Source organism: Pseudomonas abietaniphila, assembly GCF_039697315.1.
GTDB lineage: Bacteria > Pseudomonadota > Gammaproteobacteria > Pseudomonadales > Pseudomonadaceae > Aquipseudomonas > Aquipseudomonas abietaniphila_B.
Genome location: NZ_CP155619.1, coordinates 1,542,548 through 1,567,659 on the forward strand (window position 1 = coordinate 1,542,548; position 25,112 = coordinate 1,567,659).

25 protein-coding genes are annotated in these 25,112 nt (G+C 58.0%); 10 read left to right on the forward strand and 15 right to left on the reverse strand.

Annotated features, from left to right (window positions below; genetic code table 11):
- Positions 1–20: 20 nt before the first annotated feature.
- The 5 genes from ABDX87_RS06830 to ABDX87_RS06850 all read left to right on the forward strand — a co-directional run bounded on the left by ABDX87_RS06830 (position 21) and on the right by ABDX87_RS06850 (position 7,955).
- Positions 21–1,514, forward strand: coding sequence for an ATP-binding protein (locus ABDX87_RS06830; RefSeq protein WP_346832189.1), 1,494 nt, complete (start codon positions 21–23; stop codon positions 1,512–1,514).
- Positions 1,511–4,249 carry a Z1 domain-containing protein gene (locus tag ABDX87_RS06835; RefSeq protein WP_346832190.1) on the forward strand — a complete coding sequence of 913 codons (2,739 nt, stop codon included), beginning with the start codon at positions 1,511–1,513 and terminating at the stop codon, positions 4,247–4,249. The genes ABDX87_RS06830 and ABDX87_RS06835 overlap by 4 nt, the downstream gene beginning before the upstream one ends.
- Positions 4,239–5,210: a PD-(D/E)XK motif protein gene (locus ABDX87_RS06840; protein WP_346833448.1), complete on the forward strand. Its 972-nt coding sequence runs from the start codon at positions 4,239–4,241 to the stop codon at positions 5,208–5,210. Before ABDX87_RS06835 ends, ABDX87_RS06840 begins: the two co-directional genes overlap by 11 nt.
- Positions 5,207–7,282, forward strand: coding sequence for an AIPR family protein (locus ABDX87_RS06845; RefSeq protein ID WP_346832191.1), 2,076 nt, complete (start codon positions 5,207–5,209; stop codon positions 7,280–7,282). Before ABDX87_RS06840 ends, ABDX87_RS06845 begins: the two co-directional genes overlap by 4 nt.
- Before the next feature lie 151 nt (positions 7,283–7,433).
- Positions 7,434–7,955: a restriction endonuclease gene (locus ABDX87_RS06850; protein WP_346832192.1), complete on the forward strand. Its 522-nt coding sequence runs from the start codon at positions 7,434–7,436 to the stop codon at positions 7,953–7,955.
- Between the two features lie 117 nt (positions 7,956–8,072).
- On the opposite strand, the gene ABDX87_RS06855 is transcribed toward ABDX87_RS06850, so the two are convergent.
- A complete protein-coding gene (locus tag ABDX87_RS06855) occupies positions 8,073–8,297 on the reverse strand; it encodes a hypothetical protein (RefSeq protein ID WP_346832193.1) in 225 nt (74 codons plus the stop codon).
- A gap of 196 nt (positions 8,298–8,493) precedes the next feature.
- Between ABDX87_RS06855 and ABDX87_RS06860 the strand changes: the two genes are divergently transcribed.
- Positions 8,494–8,718 carry a hypothetical protein gene (locus ABDX87_RS06860; RefSeq protein ID WP_346832194.1) on the forward strand — a complete coding sequence of 75 codons (225 nt, stop codon included), beginning with the start codon at positions 8,494–8,496 and terminating at the stop codon, positions 8,716–8,718.
- 565 nt (positions 8,719–9,283) lie between these two features.
- Here the strand turns inward: ABDX87_RS06860 and ABDX87_RS06865 are convergent.
- The gene (locus ABDX87_RS06865) at positions 9,284–9,538 is read right to left on the reverse strand and encodes a hypothetical protein (protein WP_346832195.1); all 255 of its coding nucleotides are present in this window, start codon (positions 9,536–9,538) and stop codon (positions 9,284–9,286) included.
- On the opposite strand from ABDX87_RS06865, the gene ABDX87_RS06870 reads away from it, so the two are divergent.
- On the forward strand, positions 9,525–9,983 hold the full coding sequence (locus ABDX87_RS06870) for a polyribonucleotide nucleotidyltransferase (protein ID WP_346832196.1): 459 nt from the start codon (positions 9,525–9,527) through the stop codon (positions 9,981–9,983). The genes ABDX87_RS06865 and ABDX87_RS06870 overlap by 14 nt on opposite strands.
- Positions 9,984–10,039: 56 nt before the next feature.
- Here the strand turns inward: ABDX87_RS06870 and ABDX87_RS06875 are convergent, their stop codons facing one another.
- The 3 genes from ABDX87_RS06875 to ABDX87_RS06885 all read right to left on the reverse strand — a co-directional run bounded on the left by ABDX87_RS06875 (position 10,040) and on the right by ABDX87_RS06885 (position 11,773).
- On the reverse strand, positions 10,040–10,465 hold the full coding sequence (locus ABDX87_RS06875) for a DNA-binding protein (protein ID WP_346832197.1): 426 nt from the start codon (positions 10,463–10,465) through the stop codon (positions 10,040–10,042).
- A 3-nt stretch (positions 10,466–10,468) separates the two neighbouring features.
- Entirely contained in the window at positions 10,469–11,065 is a 597-nt protein-coding gene (locus ABDX87_RS06880; protein WP_346832198.1) for a nucleotidyltransferase domain-containing protein, read from the reverse strand.
- A gap of 72 nt (positions 11,066–11,137) precedes the next feature.
- A complete protein-coding gene (locus ABDX87_RS06885) occupies positions 11,138–11,773 on the reverse strand; it encodes a LysE family translocator (RefSeq protein ID WP_346832199.1) in 636 nt (211 codons plus the stop codon).
- Between the two features lie 330 nt (positions 11,774–12,103).
- Here ABDX87_RS06885 and ABDX87_RS06890 point away from each other — a divergent pair, with 330 nt between their 5' ends.
- Positions 12,104–13,183 carry a diguanylate cyclase gene (locus tag ABDX87_RS06890; RefSeq protein ID WP_346832200.1) on the forward strand — a complete coding sequence of 360 codons (1,080 nt, stop codon included), beginning with the start codon at positions 12,104–12,106 and terminating at the stop codon, positions 13,181–13,183.
- Positions 13,184–13,276: 93 nt separating this feature from the next.
- On the opposite strand, the gene ABDX87_RS06895 is transcribed toward ABDX87_RS06890, so the two are convergent.
- The 9 genes from ABDX87_RS06895 to ABDX87_RS06935 form a co-directional block, all read right to left on the reverse strand.
- Positions 13,277–13,996: a hypothetical protein gene (locus ABDX87_RS06895; RefSeq protein WP_431061240.1), complete on the reverse strand. Its 720-nt coding sequence runs from the start codon at positions 13,994–13,996 to the stop codon at positions 13,277–13,279.
- A gap of 345 nt (positions 13,997–14,341) precedes the next feature.
- Entirely contained in the window at positions 14,342–14,608 is a 267-nt protein-coding gene (locus tag ABDX87_RS06900) for a LuxR C-terminal-related transcriptional regulator (RefSeq protein ID WP_346832202.1), read from the reverse strand.
- Positions 14,609–15,036: 428 nt separating this feature from the next.
- A complete protein-coding gene (locus tag ABDX87_RS06905; protein WP_346832203.1) occupies positions 15,037–15,507 on the reverse strand; it encodes a VOC family protein in 471 nt (156 codons plus the stop codon).
- A gap of 37 nt (positions 15,508–15,544) precedes the next feature.
- Positions 15,545–15,991 carry a YybH family protein gene (locus ABDX87_RS06910; RefSeq protein ID WP_346832204.1) on the reverse strand — a complete coding sequence of 149 codons (447 nt, stop codon included), beginning with the start codon at positions 15,989–15,991 and terminating at the stop codon, positions 15,545–15,547.
- Positions 15,988–16,380 carry a YciI family protein gene (locus ABDX87_RS06915; protein ID WP_346832205.1) on the reverse strand — a complete coding sequence of 131 codons (393 nt, stop codon included), beginning with the start codon at positions 16,378–16,380 and terminating at the stop codon, positions 15,988–15,990. Before ABDX87_RS06915 ends, ABDX87_RS06910 begins: the two co-directional genes overlap by 4 nt.
- A gap of 158 nt (positions 16,381–16,538) precedes the next feature.
- Positions 16,539–17,816 carry an RNA polymerase sigma factor gene (locus ABDX87_RS06920; protein WP_346832206.1) on the reverse strand — a complete coding sequence of 426 codons (1,278 nt, stop codon included), beginning with the start codon at positions 17,814–17,816 and terminating at the stop codon, positions 16,539–16,541.
- An 83-nt stretch (positions 17,817–17,899) separates the two neighbouring features.
- Entirely contained in the window at positions 17,900–19,219 is a 1,320-nt protein-coding gene (locus ABDX87_RS06925; protein ID WP_346832207.1) for an MFS transporter, read from the reverse strand.
- Between the two features lie 110 nt (positions 19,220–19,329).
- Positions 19,330–20,115, reverse strand: a complete 786-nt coding sequence (locus ABDX87_RS06930; RefSeq protein ID WP_346832208.1) for a helix-turn-helix transcriptional regulator — start codon at positions 20,113–20,115, stop codon at positions 19,330–19,332.
- A 69-nt stretch (positions 20,116–20,184) separates the two neighbouring features.
- Entirely contained in the window at positions 20,185–20,670 is a 486-nt protein-coding gene (locus tag ABDX87_RS06935) for a GNAT family N-acetyltransferase (RefSeq protein ID WP_346832209.1), read from the reverse strand.
- Positions 20,671–21,424: 754 nt separating this feature from the next.
- Here ABDX87_RS06935 and ABDX87_RS06940 point away from each other — a divergent pair.
- Both ABDX87_RS06940 and ABDX87_RS06945 read left to right on the forward strand, forming a co-directional pair.
- On the forward strand, positions 21,425–21,733 hold the full coding sequence (locus tag ABDX87_RS06940) for a transposase (protein WP_004376391.1): 309 nt from the start codon (positions 21,425–21,427) through the stop codon (positions 21,731–21,733).
- 8 nt (positions 21,734–21,741) lie between these two features.
- Positions 21,742–22,572 (forward strand): IS3 family transposase, encoded by an 831-nt coding sequence (locus ABDX87_RS06945; RefSeq protein WP_346833449.1) that lies wholly within the window; start codon positions 21,742–21,744, stop codon positions 22,570–22,572.
- Between the two features lie 277 nt (positions 22,573–22,849).
- Here ABDX87_RS06945 and ABDX87_RS06950 read toward each other — a convergent pair whose 3' ends face one another.
- Positions 22,850–25,021 carry a TonB-dependent siderophore receptor gene (locus ABDX87_RS06950; RefSeq protein ID WP_346832210.1) on the reverse strand — a complete coding sequence of 724 codons (2,172 nt, stop codon included), beginning with the start codon at positions 25,019–25,021 and terminating at the stop codon, positions 22,850–22,852.
- Positions 25,022–25,112: the final 91 nt, after the last annotated feature.

A 25,112-nucleotide genomic window follows, 5' to 3' on the forward strand; every position in this document is an offset into this window, starting at 1 on the left:
GATAAAAGGATGTATTAAGAATGCACGGATCGCCCCCCACGAGACGAGCTGATGCCACACCCCATGCAGCTTCTCTTGTCGAGGGTCTGAGGGACATTGGGTATTCACTGGAGACCGCTATATCCGACATCATCGACAACTCCATCACGGCGGGTGCTAATCGGGTTCGGATCATAACCGAAGTACATAACGAAGAACCCCTGATGGCGGTAGTGGATGACGGCAAAGGGATGACCGAAGACGAGCTCATTGCAGCAATGCGACCGGGAAGCCGTAATCCTCTTGCAGCCCGTGATGAGCCAGACCTTGGAAGGTTTGGACTTGGCTTGAAGAGTGCGAGTTTCTCGCAATGCCGACGTATGACAGTTGTGTCTCGGAAGGACGGCAGGACTTCCGCTGCCGTCTGGGATCTCGATGAAGTTGCGGAGCGGAACGAATGGGCGGTGCAACTACCTGATCACGTTGAAGAGATTCCAGGATTGGACCAGCTTGGCACCACGGGGACGTTGGTTCTGTGGCAAAAGCTTGATCGGTTGAGTGGGGGCCTTTCACATAACACCGCACGACGCTCAGAAATCATCAACCGGAGAATTGCCGAAACCGAACGACATTTGCGTCTGGTGTTTCACCGCTTTATGCAAGGCACGAAGTCACTCCGAATTTTCTTGAACGGCCGTCAGCTTCAGGCACTCGATCCTTTTGTAAAAAATCATCCAGCGACGATAGTCGATCCAGAAGAAAGGCTTGCTCTGGCGGGCGGTGTGGTCGAGATCCAAGGTTTCACTCTCCCTCACCACAAGCAGATGACCAAGTCAGAATGGGATGATATCGCCGGCCCTGAGGGGCATCTGAAATCGCAGGGCTTCTACCTCTACCGAGGTGGGCGCCTTATCGTATATGGAACTTGGTTCGGCCTCTGCCGGCAGTCCGAGCTGACCAAGCTTTCACGGGTAAGGATCGATATCCCTAACAGTATGGATGCTGACTGGAAGATTGACGTTAAGAAATCCTCTGCCCAGCTGCCGCCTGCCGTCCGTGACCGCCTCCGGCAGGTGATAGAGCGCATTCAGAGCGCGTCGAAGCGGACCTATATCAAGCGCGGTCAGAAGCTCGTCGACCAAGAGCGGCTCCCCATGTGGAATCGCATTCAGGCTAACGGGCAAATCCGGTATCGACCGAATATCGATCATCCCGCATTTTCGGATTTTGCCGATAACCTTTCACCTGCACTGCAGCGCGGGTTCTTCAACTGTATAGCCTTGGTAGGCGCTTCGTTACCCCTAGAAGCCCTCTATGCCGACATGGCTGGCACGGCCGAGCAGATAGTTGCTGATCATGTCGATGAAGCCACGCTGGCCCAAGCTGTTAAAGCTACGCTCCAGGTACTTATGGGAGCCGGGAAGGAGATCAACGAAATCATATCGCTGATGAAGGATGTCGACCCCTTCCGTTCGGCTTGGCTTGACACTAATCGCATCATCGAATCAACGTTAGAGATGAAGGAACACAAATGACTCCCTTCCTGAGCAGCCTTGAAGGCATGGCAACGATGTACATGGCGTCACAACAAGGGCCCCACACTGCGCAGTCAATCCGCGACATTATCCGGCAGTTGCGCGACACGCCGATGTTTGCGGGGAAGATCGAAGACGACGATGCGGAGAAGCTCGCTCGGCTCATTGAGGAGAAGCACGGCATTAGCATGGGCCTTGGCGCCGTAGTGGATGCGGAGGATTTCCGCCCGTGGCTGCATGATGCGCGTATCAAAGGCGAAGTTGGGGATTTCTACTGGAGCCGCTATCGGAAACTCCTCAACCTCAAAGGGCTGCCGAAATCAGTGATCGATGGAACTTACGAAGTGACCGATCGCATTCTAGACCGCCTCGGTGATCCGAAGAACATGACTCCGTGGAGCCGCCGTGGCATGGTCGTCGGGCATGTCCAGAGTGGCAAGACGGCGAACTACACTGGCTTGATATGCAAGGCTGCCGACGCAGGCTATCGTCTGATCGTAGTGATTGCCGGCATCCACAACAATCTGCGCAACCAGACGCAGGCCCGAATCGACGAAGGATTCATTGGTCGTGATACAGGGCGGCTTGCTCATGCCGACAGGGCTCAACGCCAGAAGATCATCGGTGTCGGCCAGTTCGACCAGCGCGAATTCCCGGTTGCACTGACCAATACCCTGCGCGACTTCAACAAGGCCACGGCCAGCACTAACACCAGCCAGATCGGGCAATACAATGTCCCGGTCGTGCTGGTGATCAAGAAAAATTCCAGTACTCTGAGAAACCTGCTGGAGTGGCTGAAGGAACACTCCGTTCATCAGGGCACGCAGATGGTCAGCCAGCCGATGCTTCTGATCGACGACGAGGCTGACAATGCCTCGATCAATACCGCATATTCCCGCGACGAGGTCACCCGTATCAACGGTCAGATCCGCGAACTGCTCTCACTTTTCCACCGCAGCTGTTACGTCGGATACACGGCCACACCCTTTGCCAACATCTTCATCGACCCTGATACCGATGACGCGGCACTGAAGCAGGATCTTTTCCCCCGTCATTTCATCATCGGCCTAGACGCGCCGTCGAACTATTTTGGCGCTCAGAAGGTTTTCCTCGATGCCAGCAGCAGGCACGTTCGCCTGATCGACGACAACGAGGACATTCTGCCGATGAGACACAAGATCAATCAATCGATCGATGTGTTGCCAGACAGCCTAATACGGGCTGTGCGTTCCTTCATCGTCGCGCGTGCTATCCGCAATGTACGAGGTCAACAGGCGTCGCATGCCTCAATGCTGATCAATGCCTCGCGCTTCACTGATGTCCAAGGACGACTCCGATCGAAGGTGGCCGATGTGGTCAGCCTGATTAGGGAGGCGGTTGCCGTTGACGGCGGCAAGGGCCGTGCCGCTTTGCAGAATTCGCAGATCGCGGCCCTCCATACGGTCTGGAAAGAAGAGTACGCAGACGCGGAGGGCGCCGAATGGGCTGCGGTTCAGGCCAGACTGCACGAGGCTCTGGTTGCGGCAAGAGTTGTCGAGGTCAATGCATCGAAACGGTCTCAACGACTCGACTATGACCAAGGTGGCGAACATGGCGTGACTGTCATTGCTGTCGGTGGCTTCTCCTTGTCGCGCGGGTTGACGTTAGAAGGGCTGACGGTCAGCTACTTTCTGCGGAACTCGATGATGTATGACACGCTTATGCAGATGGGACGATGGTTCGGCTACCGCCCCGGATATGAAGACCTCTGCCGCGTGTGGATACCTGCGGATGGCGTGGGCTGGTATGCACACATCCACGAGGCGATGGACGATCTACAGGCCCAGTTGAAGCGCATGGAGTTGGCGAATGCCACGCCGGAACAGTTTGGGCTGGCAGTTCGCAGCCACCCGGAATCACTCATAGTGACCGCACGAAACAAGATTGGAACCGGCCGAGAGTTCCCCATGAAGGTCGGTCTGGCAGGCAGACTTATCGAGACTACGCGGATTCGAATTGACAGCGTTCAGTTGGAGCGTAACCGGAAGGCCGGGCAGGACCTAGCGGTGGCCATAATGGCTCTTGGGATCGTGGTGGATCATTCTTCGAAGGGCACCCTTTATCGATCGGTTCCCGTCGATCTGGTGCGAGACTTCCTGCGGGTGTTCCGTGCCGATGCAGCCGATCCATTGACGGATCCGCGGCTCATGAGCGACTACATTGACGCCCGCGCTGATGGCGAGTTGAGGGAATGGGACGTCCTGTTTGCCAGCGCCCATAATGCAGATGCGCCGGATGAGCTGGCGGACGGCCTCAGGATGAGAGCCTTCACCCGATCGGTTGGCGAGCCCGATATGCGCCAAGGAGTGCTTGCGATCAGCGGCACAAGCAGGCGGGTAGGCTCGCCCGGTGACGAGCGCGTCGGCCTCAAGGAAGAACAGATCGATACCGTGACCGCGGCTTTTAGCGATGAATGCAACCGCTTGGGCAAGGTAGTCCCTAAAACACTTCCTCCGCGCATCTTCTGCGAGGTGCCTGGTCGCCAACCTCTCATCATCCTTAGATTCGTGGCTCCCACAGTCTTAGACAAAGTGCTGATCGAAAAGCTGCCACGAGTTGTCCTTGCCTGGAGCATCTGTTTTCCACCGTCCAACATACAGGGCGGCACCGTCGAGTACGTCGTGAATACCATTCGCATGCGCGAGATGTTTGGCGAAGAGGAAGTCGAAGAGGAGGCGCACGGTGATGCTGAATGACACACCATGGTCCGGTCTCGAGGCAGGCAGGGTCGACACGCGACGGGTTTCTGCCTCCGCACGGTGGAACTGGTTCTGGGCGGTGATGCCAAGGACCGATGCTGCGCTTCTTCTGCAATTAGGAAGTCTGCCGGAACCGGGGCCGGATCTCCCAAAGCTGAGGAACATTGAGGTTCAGTTCCAAACCCTCATGGGTGGGCCGATCCTCTACATACGCCTCAAAGACACGTCACAACTCGAGCTCTTCGAGACGCTCTGCCGCGACGTCATGGCCTCGAGCGAGCTTGCGAGCACCGAGCCCGAAGCGCTTGAACGAGTGATTGGACGGACCTTCCGTTGGCACTACCTACTGCGAGGCGGGAGACCTGACGTGCTTTCGGAGGAGGCACAGAAGGGCCTGATCGGCGAAATTGAAGTTCTAAAGCTACTGATGGGAAGCTTGGGTGCGAAGGCAGCTCTTGCAGCATGGACTGGTCCATCTGGAGCCCCGAAGGACTTCGAGCTCAAGGTTGGCTGCATAGAGGTCAAGGCAAGGCGCGAAGCCTCACAGCCATTCGTAAGCATTGCCAATGAGCATCAGCTTGCTGACGTTCCGGGTCGTCATCTCTGGCTGGGAGTATTGTCGGTTGACAGGGCCCAGCTACCCCATGGTCTAACACTTGCGGACCACATAAAGGAGGTAACGGAACTCCTCGAACGGACAGAGCCATCGGCAAGAATGGACTGGGATCTACACCTAGCCGATGTGGGCTACGATTTAATGCACGACTACTCCCCTTGGCGCTGGGTCGTGTCGCATCCAGAGTTTCATCACGTCGTGGATGACTTTCCCCGTATTACCGCTCCCGTCCCGCTTGGAGTTTCGAACGTGAACTACACGCTTTCGCTGTCAGCCTGCGCTCCCTTCAAGACGGACTGGGATGCTGTGCGTTCTACTCTGGTACAGGAGATCCAGTCATGAGCGAGATTCAGGACTATTATCGAGGTCTTATGGCCGACATCCGCCGTGAAGCAGATACAAGCGGAGTGCTCATGGTGGAAGCGTTCTTCGATCAGATGACTGCCCGCTTGACAGAGGCCGGTGAAATCGAGACGGCCGACCGTGCCTTCTATAACTACGGTGAGGGCACTCAAAGGATCAGGATCGACGGTTACGCCGGCGACCCGCGAGACAGCGAGGGAGTCCTTGGTCTGATCGTCTGCGACTTCGTCGACGGTGACGAGCCGCTGACATTTGGCAAGGCCGACATTCCGCCCATTCTCAACCCTCTTATCCGCTTTTTGAAGAAGGCTCGGACCGAGACTTTTCGCGATGCTCTGAATGAGGTGAGCCCTGCATTTCAGGTCTCCGACTTGATCATCGCGACGTGGTCTCAGATCACCAAGGTCAAGCTTATTCTGATCTCAAACCGCCGGTACATCAGCCGCGATGACTCTGTAAAATTACAGGACCTAGATGATATTCCGGTAACTTGGTCTGTCTGGGATCTGGCCCGGTTTGAGCGATTCGACCGTTCCGGCCAAACACGCGAAGATATACTCATCGACTTTTCGGGTGACTTCGGCACTCCGCTTTCAGCGCTCAAGGCGTCGCAGACCGGTGCAGCTCTGGAAAGCTATCTTCTGATCATCCCCGGTCGGCTGCTCGCCGCAATCTATGATCGTTGGGGCTCTCGCCTTCTTGAGGCCAATGTCCGCACCTTTCTTCAGGCCAGAGCCAAGACCAACAAGGGTATCCAGAAGACCATTAGGGAGGAGCCGGAACTCTTCTTTCCCTATAACAATGGCCTGTCGGCAACGGCCGAGTATGTGCAATGCTCCTCGACGGACTCCGGCTTGGCGATCTCCTCGATCAGCAATCTTCAGATCGTAAACGGCGCGCAGACAACAGGCTCGATTCATGCGGCACTTAGAACCGCTCAAGAGCAGTTGGAAAGCGTCTTCGTACAGATGAAGCTGACGGTCGTGCCTCCGGATCACTCTGAGGAAATTGTGCCGAAGATCTCGGAATACGCGAACACCCAGAACAAGGTAAACGCCGCTGACTTCTTCTCGAATCACCCGTTCCACATCCAGATGGAAAAGTGCTCGCGAAACGTTTTTTTTGCCGCTCGCGAAGGGGAACGACATGAGAGCAAATGGTTTTACGAGCGTTCTCGTGGCCAATATATCAACGAACGTGGGCGACGTTCGGGCAGTAATCAGAAAAAGTTCGACCTTGAGTTTCCCAAGATGCAGCTTTTCAGCAAGACCGATCTGGCCAAGTACGAACAATCTGCGGGAGGGCAGCCTCATATTGTTTCGCGTGGCGCACAGAAGAACTTCGCGGCATTTTCCAAGGATATAGGTGAAAACTGGTCACGGCATCAGTCAAAGTACGATGAACTTTGGTATCGCAGATTAATTGCAAAGGCAATCATCTTTCGAAAGCTCGAAAATGAGATCCCAAAACAAATCTGGTACGAAGGGGGGTATCGCGCGAATATTGTAACTTACGCTATGGCAAAGATTTTTCACGATGCGAACAGGGCAAATGAAGTGCTGGATCTCGATATTATCGCGAAACGGCAACTGGTCTCCGACGAGCTTTCCGCTGCTCTTCTCATTGCAGCAAAAGAAGCCCATATAGTCATTACTCAGCCTGCTGCGGGCATGCGCAACTTCTCGGAGTGGGCGAAGCAACAGGCCTGTTGGAGCGAGCTTCAGTCGCGAAAAATCGTCTACGCATATGGATTTGAGCGGTGTCTGACGTCTAAGGAAACCGTAAAGAGGAACGAACACGATGCGAAGGAGCTTCAGCGCGAGATTGCGGGGATCCAAGACCAAACACAGGTAGTGAAGCTGGGGGCGGACTTCTGGCGTAGTGTGTGGGAGCAAGGCATGGCCACGGGTAAGCTGACAACGAAGGACGAGCAGATCCTGAGGCTCTGTGCTTACATGCCGCGACAAGTTCCCTCCGAAAAGCAGTCCAGGCATGCGCTCATGGTTTTGGAGCGACTAAAAGCTGTCTGTCCTGGGCTGCGTGGATGCTGACGTAAGGTGGATGCCCCGCTGGAAATGGTTATGATCCAAATCTAAGACCTGCTAAGGCTCTATTTCCTCTACTTAAATTCAATAGAGACGGCCCTCTAACCCACATACAATGTTAGTGATCGCCATCAGTACTCCACCTTTAATTGGGAGTGTGGATCTCATCGCGCGTAAGGACGGCGAGACGTACCTGGTGCAGTGCAAGCAATGGCGTTCGGTGCAGGTGGGTGTGCCGGTGGTGCGTGAGTTGTATGGGGCGATGGCGGCTGAGGGCGCTGTCGGTGGTTTCGTGGTGACGAGTGGGACGTTCACCCAACCGGCGCGGGCGTTCGCGTCGGGGCGCAATGTGCAGTTGGTGGATGGCGCGGTGTTGAAGCAGTGGATTGCGGAGACGAAGAAACCGGGTCCGGGGCCGACGGTTGAGGTGGTTGCGGAGCAGGTTGAGCCGGTGGTTGCGCCGATAGTGGAAGCCCCCGTGGTGAAGGAGATGGTTTCGCGGGCATTGCCTGAAGTGAAGGAGGAGCCCAAGGCGCCAGCATGTCCGTTCTGTAAAAAATCGATGGTGACCAAGCTGGCGCGAACCGGGAAGAATGCGGGCGGGCACTTTTGGGGCTGTGTGGATTATCCAAAGTGCCGAGGGATTAGGCCGATTTTTGCGGCGATGAAGGTGAAGTGAACGCCAACTGTGTTTTCGTCTGATAAAGCCGAGGTGTCCGGGTTTACTGCCGCTGCGCGGCAGATCGCTAGCAAGCTTGCTCCCACGGCCTTCGGCCAGAATCAAAAACGGATCGAGTCAGTCTGCAGTACAGCCGTTGAATGTGCGCCGCATCGGTTTACTGCCGCTGCGCGGCAGATCGCGAGCAAGCTTGCTCCCACGGCCTTCGGCCAGAATCAAAAGCGGATCGGGTAAGTCTGCAGTACAGCCGTTGAATGTGCGCCGCATCGGTTTACTGCCGCTGCGCAGCAGATCGCGAGCAAGCTTGCTCCCACGGCCTTCGGCCAGAATCAAAAAAGCCATCAATCAGAACCCGTCATCGCGGCTCCGGCCAGAATCGAAAGGAGAGAGGGTGTTCTGTGCTGTTAATTAATTCCCTGTCACCCACATAACATTTTCGCTAATCAATATTTACCCGGGTTTCATTTGATCCTGAGCCGCTGGATTCTTAAAGTGGCCTCACCTAATCGAACTTGCACGAGCAAGAAGGTTTATTCAAATGTTCAAATCCATTGGTATTGCCAGCGCTCTTGTTATTTCTTCTTTGTTGGCCGCGCCTTTTGCCATGGCGGAAGAGTCCTCAGCGTTCGTTGCCCGTAATGATGTGATTCATGCAAGCCTGGAGCAGCACGCGGAAGCCCTCACCGCCCAGGCGAAGGAGCCGAGCAAGAATCAGCAGGCCTCGACCTATAACCCTCAAGCGGAGAATGCCAAGCACACCTAACCTGTACGCCGTTTCAGCTTCTGTCCGTTTCACGTAGTTGTTTCAACCTGTTCCGCGTCGTTGCTCCCGGCGTGGGGCCTCAAAGCTCCAAACTTCAGCCGCTGTCCCCAGCGGCTTTTTTTTGATCGCGAGAAAGTTAGAACATCATTAACAAAAACAGGGCTTCTTTTATCAAGCCGCAGCCCATCGTCAATACAATCTGCGGAAAATATTTAACAGTGAACGACGCTTTCAACTACAACGCGTTATTCATTGCGATGACGGCGACGCTGTCGACGTCAGCGCAGAATCCGAACAGGGACAATCTGTAAGCCGTCCGGCGAACCGGGCTGCCACTGAGATGCACGGCGTCTGAATCTTGGGCATGAACCTATCTACGGCTTCTCTCCCTCAGGCAAAATGCCGACCCTCTGTAGGAATTGGCTTTTAACGAGGTAGGAATGCGCTCGCTCAATCTGAAAACTGTCGTGGTCTGCAGTGTTCTGGCTTTGTGCCTGGGCATGACGGGCGCGCAGGCGGCGACTGACACGCCGCAGCCGGCCACCTCGACCACACCCAAAACCACTCAGCCCTCCAAAACCTCGAAGACCTCAACCCCTTCGAAGACTGCCAAGAGCTCAAAGACGTCCACAACGTCGAAGACCGCCAAAAGCTCGAAAACCTCAAAAAGCTCAAAAACCGCCAAGACCTCCGCGACCTCCAAGACGTCGAAAACCACAAAAACATCGAAGACGACGAAGACGTCAAAGTCCGCCAAGACCGCGCCCAAGCCCGTCCCCGCGCCACCCGCGACACAGCAGGTCACGATGCTCGGCGGCAAGTACGTCTTCGCGCTGCCTAAGGATTACGTCGAAGGGCCGATGGAAGAGATCGACGACAAGGCCCGCGCCGCTGGCGTCACCGGTTCGCTGTACATGAACAAACCTGCGAAACGCGTGGTGATCGTGACCGAGACACCGTTGCCGGATGCGCAGAACGTCCCTTCCAACGACACCCAGACGCTCGACAACATCATCGCCGAGACCCTCGTCCAGCAGCAGTCCAGCTACAAGGACTTCAGCAAACTGGGCGAGAAAAAGATCGTCCGCCAAGGCCTCGACCTGCGCCAGCTCGACATCTCCGGGAGCGTCGAAGGTGGCAAGGTGCTGAGCACGACGATTGCCGCCGTGTCAGGCACTCGCACTGCGGTAGTCAACGTGATTTCCCTGGAAAAAGACGTGAAGGCACACGAGGCGCTGGTGAACAGTTTGACGGGCGGCAAGTGAGGATCGCTGCTTTTTTGGCAGCGATTGCAGCCTTAAAAGCAGCGAATAATCAAACGTCATTGGCTATTTTTTAGCCAGACTGTTATGTCATTCATGAGGGCTTGGGCTTGGCCTAGAGCGTCTTGGGCCATCGATTCGCTAACGGGATCGCCGGAGTAATCGCTGAGATTGCGCTGTTTACGCAGCCCATCCAGGGTAATCATCCGAGTCCTCTCCAAACCAATCGTCAACGGTAATGTCTGGATCATCGTCTGGTGATGCCCGGGTTTACTGGTTAACGTGCGAAAGCCGTTCGCCTGCAAGACAGCGTTGGCGGCTTGCATGATCGACTTGTACGCCATGTCGAACCGCCCTTCACAACTCATTCCCGGAAGCTGCGCGTCTTCAAGACTTCTCCTCGCGGCCGCTACGAGTCGCTCTACATTTCCAACATCGGTGGGAATGCTTTCCAAAGCCCTGCCAAGCAGGTTATCCAGTGTCATTGCTCACTCCTTGTGATGGGTCAGATCGTCCTCCGAACCGATGATGAACATCTTAGGCTTCGCCATCAGATCGCGCACGAAACCACCTTGCTCTGTTAACAATTGGAACCACTCTTGCTGTTGGTACTGCTTTGGATTGATCTCCCGCCCCACGCTGTCCTGCAATGAATACAGGTGGGTCAGCAGCTCGCTGAAACCGACGTCGCCGATTACCATCAGATCAATGTCACTTTCGGAGGTCGCTTTGCCGTTCGCCATCGAGCCGAACACGAATGCGCAGGCAATTCGATCTGACAACGGAGCGAGCGCTTGAGCCAAGGCTTCGGCCACACCGTCGGTCTTGCGCAAGATACTGACGAGCTCGGGGAAAATAGGGCATTGCTGGTTCGCCCGATACTGCACCTGGTTGCCGACACGCTCCTTGAGCAGCACCCCAACCTCTACCATTTTGCTCAGCTCGCGACTGAGCGTTCCTGACAGGGTGTCAGTCAGCCTTGCGATCTCTCGCAGGTGATATTGCGTCTCAGGGTGCAGCAATAGCAGTGCCAGCACTTTTCTGCGGTATTCAGAGAACAGAAATGTAGACAACACGTTAATCACCTGAATGCTGCTTTAAAGGCAGCAATTGAAGCCTTAAAAGCAGCACTTTTTCAAGCTTGGCACCATCACGCCTCACCTGCGCCCCTCCACCGCCATCCGTACCGCAAATCCAAACAGCACCGTCCCCATCAGGTAGCGCTGAACATTGGCCCAGGTCGGCTTGGTGGAGAGGAAGACCGCGATCGAGCCTGCGGCCATGGCGACCATCGCGTTCACGGTCAGGCTGACGCCGATCTGCACGCTGCCCAGCACCAGCGACTGGCTGAGGACGCTGGTGCCGTTGCCGACCGTGATGAACTGCGGCAGCAGTGACAGGTAAAGCACCGCGACTTTCGGATTGAACAGGTTGGTCATCAAGCCCATGAGGAACAATTGTCTGGGGCTGTCCTGTGGCAGGCTTTTGACCTGGAACGGCGAGCGGCCTCCCGGTTTGACGGCTTGCCACGCGAGGTAGAGCAGGTACAGGGCGCCAGCGATGCGCAAGGTGTCGTACGCGTAAGGCACCGCCATGACCAATCCGGTGATGCCGAACGCCGCGCAGAGCATATAAAAGATGAAGCCGATGCCCACGCCGCCTAGCGAGATCAGACCGGCCTTGCGACCTTGTGAGATGGATCGCGAGATCACGTACATCATGTTCGGCCCCGGTGTCAGGACCATTCCGAGTGAGATGAGGGCAAAGGCAATGAGGTTGGCGAGTTCGGGCATGACCACGTCCAGCGGCAGGTTTGGGGAGCCGGCGAACGGCGTTCGGCGGGTGGCGCCATTGCATCGCAGCGCCGGCAGCCAGAAAAGACACAGATCACGGAAAAATTGACCCTGACAGATGAGCAACCCGGTGGTGGATCGCCCCATCACGACTACGCTTGGCGCATCCGCCTGCGTGCGCTGGACTGTCAGGGCGACAGCCGGTGTCGTTTATTTGGCCAATAGTGGCAAATGGCTCTTCCCAGCATCCAGCAGGCAAGCGACACTCTGAATCGTTGGTGTGGCCGATGTATCAGTCGGGATGCTGCGTCATGAACCCGGTGAAGAGCTATGAACACCTCACTTCATAAAGGTCTCTCGTTTGCTCGGCGGATGTATGTGCCGCGCACGGTCGGGCTGGGCATCGGCTTCTTCACGGTCGCCGCAGCGCTCTACCCGTCACACCCGCCTGCCTGGGTATGGGTGGCGCTGGTCCTGCACGGATACGGCTGGTCACACATGGCGTACCTGTTGGCCAAACGTTCAAAAAAGCCCTATGCGGCCGAGCGCCGCAACCTTATTTACGATTCGATGTTAGGTGGATTCTGGGCCGGGGCAATGGGCCTCAATCCCTTGCCTACGGTCACGGCACTGTCAATGATGGCGATGAATAACATTGCCGCGGGTGGCCCACGATTGTTTCTGGTCGGGGGCGCAGCGCAAATGGCCGGCGCGCTGCTGGGCTGGTTCATTTTCATGCCTGAACTGTTTCCGGCCATCACGCAGGTTCAGGTGTACGCCTGCCTGCCGATGCTGGTGATTTACCCGATGGCGATCGGCCTGGTCTGCTATCGCGTGGCGTTGCAATTGTCCAAAAGCAAGAAAGCACTGGAGAAGCTCAGCACCACTGACAGCCTGACCGGCCTCATGAACCACGGCGCCTGGAAAGACCTGCTGACCCTTGAGTTCAACAACTGCCAGACCCTGAACCGGCAGAACAGCGTGGCGCTGATCGACATCGATCATTTCAAAACCATCAACGACACGTACGGCCACATCATCGGCGACAACGTGCTCAAACAGCTGAGTGGCGTCCTCTCCGCCGGTCTGCGCGAAACCGATCTGGCGGGTCGCTACGGGGGTGATGAATTCTGCGTGATCCTGCCCGACACCACCCTGGCCCAGGCGACGGATATTCTCGAACGCTTGCGGCGCACGGTTCACGAGCACACCCACTCCGCCCTTCCCGACCTGAAGCTCAGCCTGAGTATCGGCATCGCGCCCTACGGCCCGCACCTCAGCGACGCGGGCATGTGGCTGCATGAAGCCGACATGGCGCTGTACGACGCCAAGAGCACCGGGCGAAACCGAGTCACGTCGGCCAGGCCCGGTGCGAGGGCGTGTGAGACATTGAGTCCGGAGCTCGAGTGATTTTTAGCGGCGCAGACGGGAGATGAGACGGGGTCGGTCCTGCGCAACGATGACGCCTTGCGTACCCTCCAGCCATCCTACGAGGCGTGCTGCTTACCGCAACGGGTCTTCCGGGCTTTGAATCTGCTTGAGCAGATCCAGTGGCGTGACCGTTTCAAGCAACGTCACCAGGCTGTCCTCCAGCCTCAACGGCCCATACAGCCCTTCTTCACGCTCCAGATGAGCCATCTGAACCTCCCGGTAAGCGCCGGGATAGATGCTCTTTTCGAGGGGCAGCAGCCGATCGAAATGCTCCAGCAATCCTTGAAAGACAATGCGCCGCTCCACCACACCGCGCGTGGTCGCGATCAGTTTTATAAAAAACTCTGAATCGCCCTGCCGCATGGCCTCGTAAGCCGCGTATCGCTCGACGAGCGTGTAGGCACCCGACTCATCGAAAATGACGCAGCAGAGCGCTTCGCGTTGACGTCCGTTGAACGGGTTGTGCGCTGCACCTCGACGGTGACTTTGGGCAAGCGCAAAGGCGACGGCCAACTCAGCCTCTTGCCGTCGCCGCGCGCTGCGAAGGCGAGTGAGGTCATCCAGTGAAGGCGCCTGCCGCCCTAACCGCTCGATTTCAGCGCAAAAAGCGGCAAACAATCCTTGAGGCCCGAACCACTGTCGGTGAACGGCTTGAAGCTGATCCCTGGACATTGCGCCTTGTCGGTCGAGCAATCGCTGAAAATCACTCATGACTCCCTGATCCCCCTGTTCTTGCGCAAGCCGCCGCGTGTCTGTTGCCCTTTTGCGGTGAGTTGAGCTGTATGCAGTCATTGTCTCGTTCCTTGTTGTTGTTAAATTTCTTGTCTGGGCATCACAGCACCGAGAGGTCCATCCGCTGTACCGAGGCGCGGTGGCTGGAAAAAAGCGCGTCATGATCCGCGCCGGGAAAAAAACGACGAACACATGGACACCGGGATTAGCCGTTAATAGAGTTTCGACGGATAACATTCACGCGATACTTCACCCATAGTCAGTCCCTGGCGACCGTCTTGAACATTGATATTTGATCAAATACTTTTCACACACGCACAGAGGCACTCCGGAAAAACCATTCCCGAGGCACAACCCGAATTCAACATACGATCAAAATCAGAGCACTTATTATGCGCTTATCAATCAGCGATACAATCCGTCAAATGTAGGGGGTGTGGGTGTTTTTTTCTTACGGGATGACGCGACGTGTAATGCCAAAAGTTGTGCGCGATTCTTCACCTCGTTTTTCTTCAAAAGCGCCGACACATGGTCGCGGGCCGTGTAATCGCTGATGCCCAGCTGCTGGGCGATGTCTTTGTTGGTGTAACCCAACAGCACCAGTTGCAGCACTTCGCACTCCCGTGGCGTAGTCTTGGTTAATCGTTTCCGCTTCCGCTCTTGTCCCAGCATTGCCGTGTACCAACCTCGATTAGTTACCCGCGATGGCGTTAAACAACCATCGGCTTGAAAAGATTTTTATTGAGCTTTTTTCGTGATTTTTCGACGCATTACTACTTAGCGCTCGCAACGTTAATATGCGCACCTAAAGAAGTAATTATTCCTACAGAAATGAGAGAAACTTCGCCGACTTAGTCTTACAAACATTACGATCGCGCGCACAATATTATCTGCAAACGATAAGTTCACGTGATCATGGACAGGCTACTTGTATAGACAGGGAGGACGATATACGTCGCAAATGATAATTACAATCATCTGTTACAAATGAACTGTCAGTGCTGCAGGTATCGTGGCGGACAACGACGCTGAGCGCGCCCACAGCCTGCGCGTGAAAAAGCGCAGGTCGTGGGCTCGGAAGGGAAATGCCTGACAGGATTTCAGGACGTCGGCTGACCAAACATCTTCATCGCACGCTCGCGAATCTCGTCCGGCGAGAGGTCTTCCTTGTGTGTGCCGATGAACCAGAGGTGTCCGAACGGGTCGCGTACGCTGCCACTGCGATCCCCGTAAAACATGTCCTGCACCTCGGTAACGACGCTGGCGCCCGCCGCCACTGCGCGCTTGAACTGTTCGTCGACATCGGGCACGTACAGGTGCATGGCGAACGCGGTCTTGCCACCCGGCTGAGGGCTGACGAAGCCGCCTTGATCACAGGGCTCGGACAGCATCATCCGTGAATCGCCGATTTGCAGTTCGGCGTGTCCGACGCGCCCCCCCGGTGCGTCCAGACGAAACATTTCCCGGGCACCGAACGCTTTCTTGTAAAACTCGATAGCGTCGGTCGCAGGTGAAACACCCATGTAGACGGTCAGGCTGTGCTGACCTTCAGGGATCGGTTTTACGCTCATGACTGATCTCCTCTAGCGTTTCTTATCGGGTGGGGCATCAAGGCTGCAGCTCGAAGAGCGCCTTGCTGGTCGCCATGTCAAATGGCGCGGAAAAGTGTTCGTGAACCGCCTTCCAGCCGTCGGCGGTTCTGCGATAGCCCGCCGTGGCGCGCATCCAGGACGACTTCACCTCGCCCTTCTCGTCCGTGCCGCCGCACTTGTTCAGCCAGTGCGCGAACGCGACGTCGCCGTCGGCATGAATCGTTAACTGGTGGGTTTCGAACAACATCGCGCCTTCACACATGCCCAGGCAAAACGCCCAATGCTGGCGGTAGGCATCGGCGCCCCTGAATTGCAGCTGGATGATCGCGTCGTAGGCCACGATTTCGGGCGCGTAGTAACGCATGATCGCCTCGAGGTCCTTGTCGCGGACCGCTGCGCACCAGCGCTCCAGCAGGGCCTGGATCTGTTGCTGGTCGGCACTGACAGGGGATGACGGGCTCATGACTGACCTCCTGCGGCAAAGGCCGGCGTTGGTTGTTCGTCGTGCTGTAGGTTCAATGTGCGCACCGGGCGTACTTCCACACTGCCGACCCGGGCGGCCGGAATATGCGCCGCGACCTGTAGGGCCTCATTCAGGTCGCGCGCCTCGATGAGGTAGAAACCGGCAAGCTGCTCTTTGGTTTCCGCGAATGGACCGTCGGTGATCGATACCTTGCCGTTACGCATTCTGACGGTGGTCGCGGTTTCCACCGACTCCAGCGGCTCGGCGGCCAGCATGCGGCCGGTGGCCTGTACGGACTGCGCGTACGCCAGACACTCGTCATCCCGTGGGCTGTCCGGGTGCGAATGCAGGGTGTGCTCGTTGCTGTAGATCAGACACAGGTATTTCATGATGACCTCCATCAGGCGCGCTAAGCGGCCTTCAATGAACTGCTTGCTCATGACGCTGGACTGCTCAGGGGCATTTATCTGCGCTGTCACAGATTGGTCGTTTGACGGCCAGGCAAATCGACATCCGTGAAACCGAATTTTCTGTGGCTGACCAACGGTCATCTTTGGGTCGGCAACTCGTTCAGAGAGCGCTGCAAAAACCGTCGATCAACGCCCTGTTGTGCCAGCTCGATGGCCTTGAGGTATGCGATTCGGGCTTGGTCATAACGCTCAAGCCTGCGACATAAATCAGCGCGCGCGGCCCACGCCAGGTGGTAACCCTCCAGTTCGCCACTGGCCAGCAGTTCATCCACGAGCGTCAACGCCGCTTCCGGGCCCTGCACCATGGCCAGGGCAACGGCCCGGTTGAGTTGCACCACGGCCGAATCGTTGAAGCGCAGCAACACGTCGTACAGACCGACAATTTGCGGCCAGTCGGTGTCCTCGGCCCGACGGGCTTCTGCATGCACCGCCGCAATGGCGGCCTGCACGCTATAGGCGCCGCTCCTGCCGGAACGCAGCGCCTGTCCCACCAAGGCTTCGCCCTCCTCGATCAAGGCGCGGTGCCACAAACTTCGGTCCTGTTGATCGAGCATCACCGGTTCGCCCTCGGGGGACAGCCGCGCAGGACGACGGGATTCGACCAACAGCATCAAACCGAGCAAGCCCGCGACCTCAGGTTCCGGCAGCAAATCGAGCAACAGGCGACCCAACCGGATCGCTTCAGCGGACAGATCGCTTCGGGTCAACTGCTCGCCGGACGACGCGAAATAGCCTTCGTTGAACACCAGATAAATCACCCGCAGCACGGCATCCAGCCGTTCGGGGAGCTCGCTGTGGGTGGGCACTTCATAGGGAATGTGCGCGTCGCGAATCTTGTTCTTGGCGCGCACGATGCGCTGGGCGACGGTCGATGGGGTGATGAGGAAGGCGCGGGCGATTTCTTCGGTGGTGAGGTCGCACACTTCACGCAGGGTCAGGGCGACCTGGGCGTCGGCGCTCAACGCCGGGTGACAACAGACGAAGATCAAGCGCAGTCGGTCGTCCTCCACGCTGTCGAGGTCGACGCTGTCATTGTGCAACTGGTCTTCCAGTTCGTGCGCCAGTTGGCTGAGGGAAGCATCGAAACGGGCGCGACGACGCAGGCGGTCGATGGCCTTGAAACGGCCGGCGGACACCAGCCAGGCGCGCGGGTTATCGGGCATTCCCGCGTGCGGCCATTGCTCGATGGCCGCCATGAAGGCGTCCTGTAACGCCTCTTCAGCCCGCTCAAAATTGCCCAGCAGACGAATCAGCGTGGCGAGGACACGCCGTGATTCCTGACGATAGAGGCTATCGACGTGCGCCCTGATGACTGACGTGGCGCCGAGATCGTTCTTATTAGGGTTATCGCTCATGCCCACACTCGCCGACGACTGTTCCGATAGGGGTCGGCCAAGCGTAGTAGGGGATCGGGCGTCGCTCAACGACGCCCCGACGGTCAGTGACCGCAGTGCGCCGCAGCGGTGTCGTCAACCTGCATGCCTTTGCGCATGCCGAAGAACAACGCGGTCATCAGCCCTACCGCGCCCATGATCACGCAGTAGCCCACGCACACCCACGGGCTCCATGGCATCAGTGCGATCAGCGCCAGCGGCGTGGTGCTGGCCCACAGGGCGTAACTGATGTTGTAGGTCAACGAGATGCCCGACACGCGAATCGTCGCCGGGAACAGTCCGACCATGACCGACGGCACGACGCCGACGATGCCACAGGCCAGTCCCGCGACCGCGTACGCCAGGCTGACGGGCAACCACTGAATCACCAGACTGGCGTACAACAGGCCGACGCCGACCGGCAGCAGCAGGCTATACAGAATCACGCCGCGCCAGGCACCGATGCGGTCCACCAGCATGCCCGCCAGCACACACCCGATATTGAGAAAGACGATGCCCACGCTGCTCAGCGCAAACGTGTCGCTGGCGCTCATGCCGAACCGCTGCTGCATCACTGTCGGCGTGATCACCACCAGCGTAACAACCGCCGAGGTCAGCACGCAGGTCAGCAAGGCGGCGGGCAGCAAGGACTGGCGATGCTCGCGCACGACGGCGCGCAGCGGCAGTTCGGTCATGCCTTCGCGTTGCGCGTGCAACGCCATGAACACCGGCGTTTCGCTGAGCCAGCGGCGCAACCAGACGCCGATGACGCCAAAGACCCCGCCCAGCAGGAACGGAATGCGCCAGGCGAAATCGAGGATTTCCGCATGGCTGTACACTTTGGCCAGCCAGGTCGCGGTCAAGGCGCCGATCAGGTAACCGAAGGTCAGGCCGGCTTGCAGAACACCCAGTGCGTAGCCGCGATGCCCTTTGGGCGCGTGCTCGGCGACGAACACCCAGGCGCTCGGCACTTCACCGCCCACTGCGGCGCCTTGCAGGATGCGCAACGCCAGCAGGATCAATGGCGCCCAGTAGCCGATGTCGGCGTAGGTGGGCATCACGCCAATCAGCAGACAGGGCAAGGCCATCATCAGGATGCTCAGGCTGAACACCCGTTTGCGGCCCAGTTTGTCGGCAAAGTGCGCCATCAGGATGCCGCCCAGCGGGCGCGCCAGATAGCCAGTGACGAAGATCCCGAAGCTTTGCAGCAAGCGCAGCCACTCAGGCATTTCCGGTGGGAAGAACAACTGACTGAGGGTCAGCGCAAAGAACACGAAGATGATGAAATCGTAGATTTCCAGCGCCCCGCCCAATGCCGCCAAGCCCAGGGTCTTGTAGTCGCCCCGGCTGATCGGTTGTGGACGTGGTCGAAGAATGGCTGTCATGAAAGACCCCATTTGGCAGGTGAAAACGGCAGTTAGGTGCGACAAAGGCGCGCAGGATAGCAAAGCTGGCGACATGAGGGTGGCCGGCAGACCACCGGGCTTGCGTCACATCACACGGCATACACGCCGGGCGTCATGCCGAACTGCGCGCTGAAGGCGCTGATGAACGTGCTGACGCTGTCGTAACCCAGTCGCTGGGCCACGCGATTGACGCTGTCCCCTTGTGACAGCAGTTCGAGCGCCTTCTTCATCCTCGCGACGATGCGCCACTGCATGAGCGACATGCCGGTTTCGGCCCGAAAATGGCGGGTCAGGCCGCGACGGGACATGCCCACGCGGCGCGCCCAATCGTCCAGGCTCAATTTGTTGGCGGGGTCGGCGACGATGGTCAGGGTCATGCCGACCAGGTGCGGACTGCTGGGCATGGGCAGGAATAACGGCGTTGCCGGGGAAATCTTCAGTTCATCGAACAGCACATCGAGCTGGCGATGCTGCGGCGGCGTGAGCTCGGCCGGGCTTTCATGGCCTGCGTCATTGCCCCAGACGGCGATGCGTCCGAGCAAGGCGCTGGACAGCGCCGTCATCTCGAACACCGTGGGCCTGACGGGAAACAGCGGGCATATGTCGGGGCGCAGATAGATCATCCAGCCCTTCGCGGCTTCATGCACGCGCGCGGCGTGGGCAACGCCCGGGGGAATCCAGCCGATGTGCCGTGCGGGGACCACCCAGCTGCCGGTGTCAAGCTCAGCCGTGATCACGCCCTGCTTGACCGCCCACAACTGGCCTTCGCGATACCGATGCAGCGTGTCGTCGCTGCCCGACTGCAACGGCCCGGCGTTGATCAGCAACGGGCGTCCATCCTGGATACGGCGTTGCAACGGGTACTCTGCTGGCATGGCCCGGTTTCCCTGTTGAGAGGCCAGCCGACGGTACCAAGCCAACGGGATCGCCGCAAACACGTTCGATCAGTGCACTGAGTCGGCAGGCATTGCCCGTTCCATGTACAGGCTGCGCAGGGTGATCCCGCTCGGGTGTTCGTAGGCTTCGTCGCGGACCGCCACAAACCCCATGGCCCGGTAGAAGTCAGCGGCGTTGAGCGACGAATATAAGTACAGCCGGGAGAAGTGCTCGTCGGCGGCCATGGCTTCAAGCCCTTCCATCAAACGCTTGCCGATGCCTTTGCCCGCCTGGGCGGGTTCGACGAACAGCGCGACCAACTCGCCGCTTTGCCGGTCCAGAATCCCGTAGCCGAGCCGCTGACCGTCTTCTTCCGCGACCAGCGCACAGCGGGTGGCGAACAGCCGCAGATAGGATTCAGGCGGCGGTGACTCACTCCAGATCTCGATTTGCTCGGGAGAATAGTGGCTCGCGCAGAGCTGCCGCACCGCACGCGTACGCAGCGACCACAGCAAAGGAATTTCGGGAATTTCGCCCGTTCTCAGTTCAATCATCTTGCCGCTCCCGCCCTCGAAAACGCACGGACAGCCGTGTCCGCGTACTGCCATTGGCTCAGGGCGACAGGATGCGCTTTTGAGCTCATGGGTGAAAGATGTGCGGGAGCCAACTTGTTACGGGCCGCGTTCGGAGTAATGCGGTGGGTCAGCGGCATGAATTTTGGCTGCCACCCCCTATTCGCTGCCCTCGTAACCTCGGACGTCTCCTACAGTTACTGCGTCGTTCCGGGAATATGTGGCAGAAACCGATCTTGTGGGAGCCGGCTTGCTGGCGAATGCAGTGGGTCAGCAACATCGATTTTGGCTGACACACCCTATTCGCTGCCCTCGTAACCTCGGACGTCTCCTACAGTTACTGCGTCGTTCCGGGAATCTGTGGCAGACACCGACCTTGTGGGAGCCGGCTTGCTGGCGAATGCGGCGGGTCAGCGGCATCTATGGCGACTGAACCACCGCATTCGCTGCCCTCGTAACCTCGGACGTCTCCTACAGGGACTGCGTCGTTCCGATGATTTGTGGTTGACATCTAACCTGTGGGAGCGAGCTTGCTCGCGAAGGCGGTGTATCAGGCGACATTGATGTCACTGACCCACCGCATTCGCTGCCCTCGTAACCTCGGACGTCTTTTACAGGGACAGGGTTGATGCATGAGCCTGTGTCCTACCTCAGACCTGTGGGAGCCGGCTTGAACTGGCCTAATGATCTCGGACACTTCTTAAGGGCGATATGATTCGCCTATTCAGGAGGTTCCATGCAAGAACGAAAGACCTATACCCGCGAGTTCAAGCAACGTGCTGCAAGCATGGTTCTTGACGATAACTGTTCGGTTCCCGATGTCTGCGCATCAATGGACGTCGGTCCTACGGCTCTGCGCCGCTGGGTTGATCAGGTTCGTAAAGAACGCCAAAAAGGACAGCCCGTTGCAGGCACCAAGGCGATCAGCGATGAGCAGCGAGAACTCCAGCAGTTACGCGCCAAGATCAAACGCCTTGAGACCGAGGCCGAAATCCTAAAAAAGGCTACCGCTCTCTTAATGTCGGATCCCGATCGTTTTTCCTGATCGAGGAGCTGAGAGAGTCAGGCTCGTATCCGACCTGCCAGCTTTGTGACGCGCTGGGCGTTTCTCGCAGCGCGTTCTATGACTGGCTTCATCGTCGTTCAGCGCCGGATGCCAAGCGTGACGTGCTCCGGGCAAAGGTCGTGCAATTGCATGCTGAAAGCAGAGAAAGTGCGGGGGCGAGAATGATTTCTCAGTGTTTGAAGGCCCAGCAGCTCAGGGTTGGAAGGTATCTGGCTGGAAAACTCATGGCAGAGGCAAACCTGACCAGCAGGCAGCGCCGTCGCCACCCGTATCGCTCCAGAGGGGTTGAGGCATTTGTGGCCAAGAATCTGCTTGAACGTAATTTTCAGCCAGCAGCCATCAATCAGGTCTGGTGCGGCGACGTTACCAGTCTGATGGTCGGGAAACGTTGGTACCACTTGGCCGTGGTCATCGACCTGTTCGCCCGACGAGTCGTTGGGTGGGCATTTTCTCTGATCAATGACGCCAACCTGGTCACCAAAGCGCTCAGGATGGCGGTAGAAGTACGAGGCAGGCATGCAGGTCTGATGTTTCATTCGGATCAAGGCTGCCAGTACACCAGCCAACGCTTCCAGGCTGGACTGCTTGAGCATGGCATCACCCAAAGCATGAGCCGCAGAGGCCAGTGCTGGGACAATGCGCCGACGGAGCGATTCTTTGGCACGCTCAAATCAGAATGGGTACCCGCCAAGGGCTATACAGAGATCGAAGAAGCCAGACGGGACATGACCAGCTTCTTTATGCGATACAACCGAACCAGGCTCCACAGCTACAACAACTACCTGTCGCCAATAACCATGGAGCAGCAGGCAGCTTGATTACCGTAACCGGTGTCCGGGATTACTTGACCAGAACAGCTTGCTGGCGAATGCGATGGGTCAGCGGCATCTATGGCGACTGAACCACCGCATTCGCTGCCCTCGTAACCTCGGACGTCTCCTACAGGGACTGCGTCGTTCCGATGATTTGTGGTTGACGTCTAACCTGTGGGAGCGAGCTTGCTCGCGAAGGCGGTGTATCAGGCGACATTGATGTCACTGACCCACCGCATTCGTCCGAAGTGCGGCCCACCATTCAACAATGCAGGGTTGTTGCCTAGAAACTCACCGTCGCCGACAAGCGTGCCGTGCGTGGCGCGCCGAGGAAGAGGTAGTCGTCGCCCAGGTATTCGCCGACATCGCGCCAGTAGCGTTTGTCGAACAGGTTATCGACGGTCAGGCGGAACACGGTGTCGTAGCCTTCCAGCTTCGTGCTGTACCGGCTACCCGCGTTGAACACGGTGTAGTCGTCGACCTTCACCGAGCCTTCGCGGTTGGCGTATTTGCTGGCGCTGTATTGCATGCCGCCCAACAAGGCCAGCCCCGGAATCGGCAGGCTGTAGTCGGCTGACAGGCTGCCACGGTACTTCGGCACGTTGATCGCCTGGTGGTCTTCATAGGCCGTTGTGCCGCTGTCTTCCACCCGCGCACGAATGGCGGCGACGCTGGCGGCGATTTGCAGTTGCGAGGTCAGCCAGCCGTTGGCGCTCAGCTCCAGACCGGTGTTTTTCTGCTGGCCCTGCTGGACAAAGGTCAGGCTGCCGTCGTCGTTGGGCCGAGAGTACTGATAGGCCTGACGCGTCTGGAACACCGCAGCGGTGAAGCTCATGCGGCGCCAGTCGTACTTCACGCCCGCTTCCAGTTGGCGAGAGATCGTCGGTGCCAGAATTTCGCCCACGTTGGTGTCGAACACCGACGCCGTGCCACCCAGCGACAGGCCTTTGCTGTAGCTGGTGTAGAGCGAAACGTTGTCGATCGGCTTGTAGATCAGCGCCGCCTGCGGCAGGAAGATCGAGCGTTGGGTGTGACGATTGTCGCTGCCGTCTTCGTTGTACGCTTTCTCGTCCAGACGCACCTGACGCCCGCCGATCACGGTCTGCCATTGATCGTTGAAGCGGATGCGATCGGTGGCGAACAGGCCGTACTGACGGCTGTCCAGTCGCCGTTCGGTATGACCGACAGGCAGGTCGGACGGCGCGAAGGCGTCCGGCGTCTGATGGATGTTGCCCGAACCGACGAACTCGCTGAAATACGGACGGGTGTCCACCGTGCGGCGGAACGCGCTGGTGCCGAAGGTCAGCTCGTGTTTCAGCCAGCCGGTGTCGAACAGGCCAGTCATGGACGCCTCGACTTCATCGTTGCGCCGGGTGTCGTCGGGGCTGCGGAAGTCGTAGATGTCATACCCGCCGTCGGGCGTGAAATGCCCGGTGACCGGCGTGCTCGGGCAGTCGGCCTGGTAATAGCAGCCGTAAGCGAACGAACTGTAATCGTCGATCACCACGCGGCTGCGCGAGGCGCTCAGGCTGGCTTTCCAGTCATCACTGAAGCGGTACTCATAGCGACCGTTCATGTTCAGCGAATCAATGCCCACCGGGTTCGACCCGCTCTGATAACCCAGCAATTTGCGGGGCGAAGCATCGTGCGGCAGTTGGGTACCGCCGAGCAGTTGATAGCCTGGCACCGAGCGCTGCTCTTTGGTCTGGTACTCGACGTCCAGTTGCAGGGTCGATTGCTCGTTGATGTTCCAGTCGAACGCCAGCGATGCGAAATCGCGTGTGCCATCGGCGTGTTCAACGTAGGAACGAATGTCTTCGTGGGCGACGTTGGCGCGCAGGCCGAACTGTTTTTCGCTGCCGAACCAGCCACCCACGTCGGTGGCGATGTAGCGCTCGCCGTGTTCGTTGGTCGACACCGTCACCGAGCGCACGTCTTCGGGACGCTTGGTCTTGTAGTTGACCACGCCCGACGGCTCCGAGACGCCGCTTTGCAGACCGGACAGGCCTTTGAGCAACTCGACCTGCTCCTTGTTTTCCAGCGCGACGTTCTGCTCGCCGGTGATGCTGCGGCCGTTGATGCGATAGCTGTTGGCGGCGTTGAGCGAGAACCCGCGCACCACGAAGTTTTCGTAGTAACCCACCGGCGCATAGCTGTCGCCCACCGAGGCATCGTTGCGCAACACGTCGCTGAGCAATTTGGCCTGCTGATTTTTGAGTCTTTCTTCGCTGAACACCGAGATCGAGGCAGGCGTGTCGAGCAACGGCGCTTCGTTGAATCCACCCACCGACGCGCTACTGGCCTGGTAGCTTGATGGCTGTTCGCCCGACACCCTCACTGCCTCCAGGGTCAGTGGCTCGGCTTCCTGCGCCGCCAGCCAGGGCGAGGCGAACGCAATGCTCAGCGGCAACAGGCGTCGCGTGAAGCCTGCGGCGGGTCGATGTGGGGTGGTCATCAGGGGTGAAGCTCCAGGCGGGAATTTTTGTCGGCGCCCCTTTTACGTTCTGCACCGATTTTTTACAACCTCGACACATGCCTGATAAACC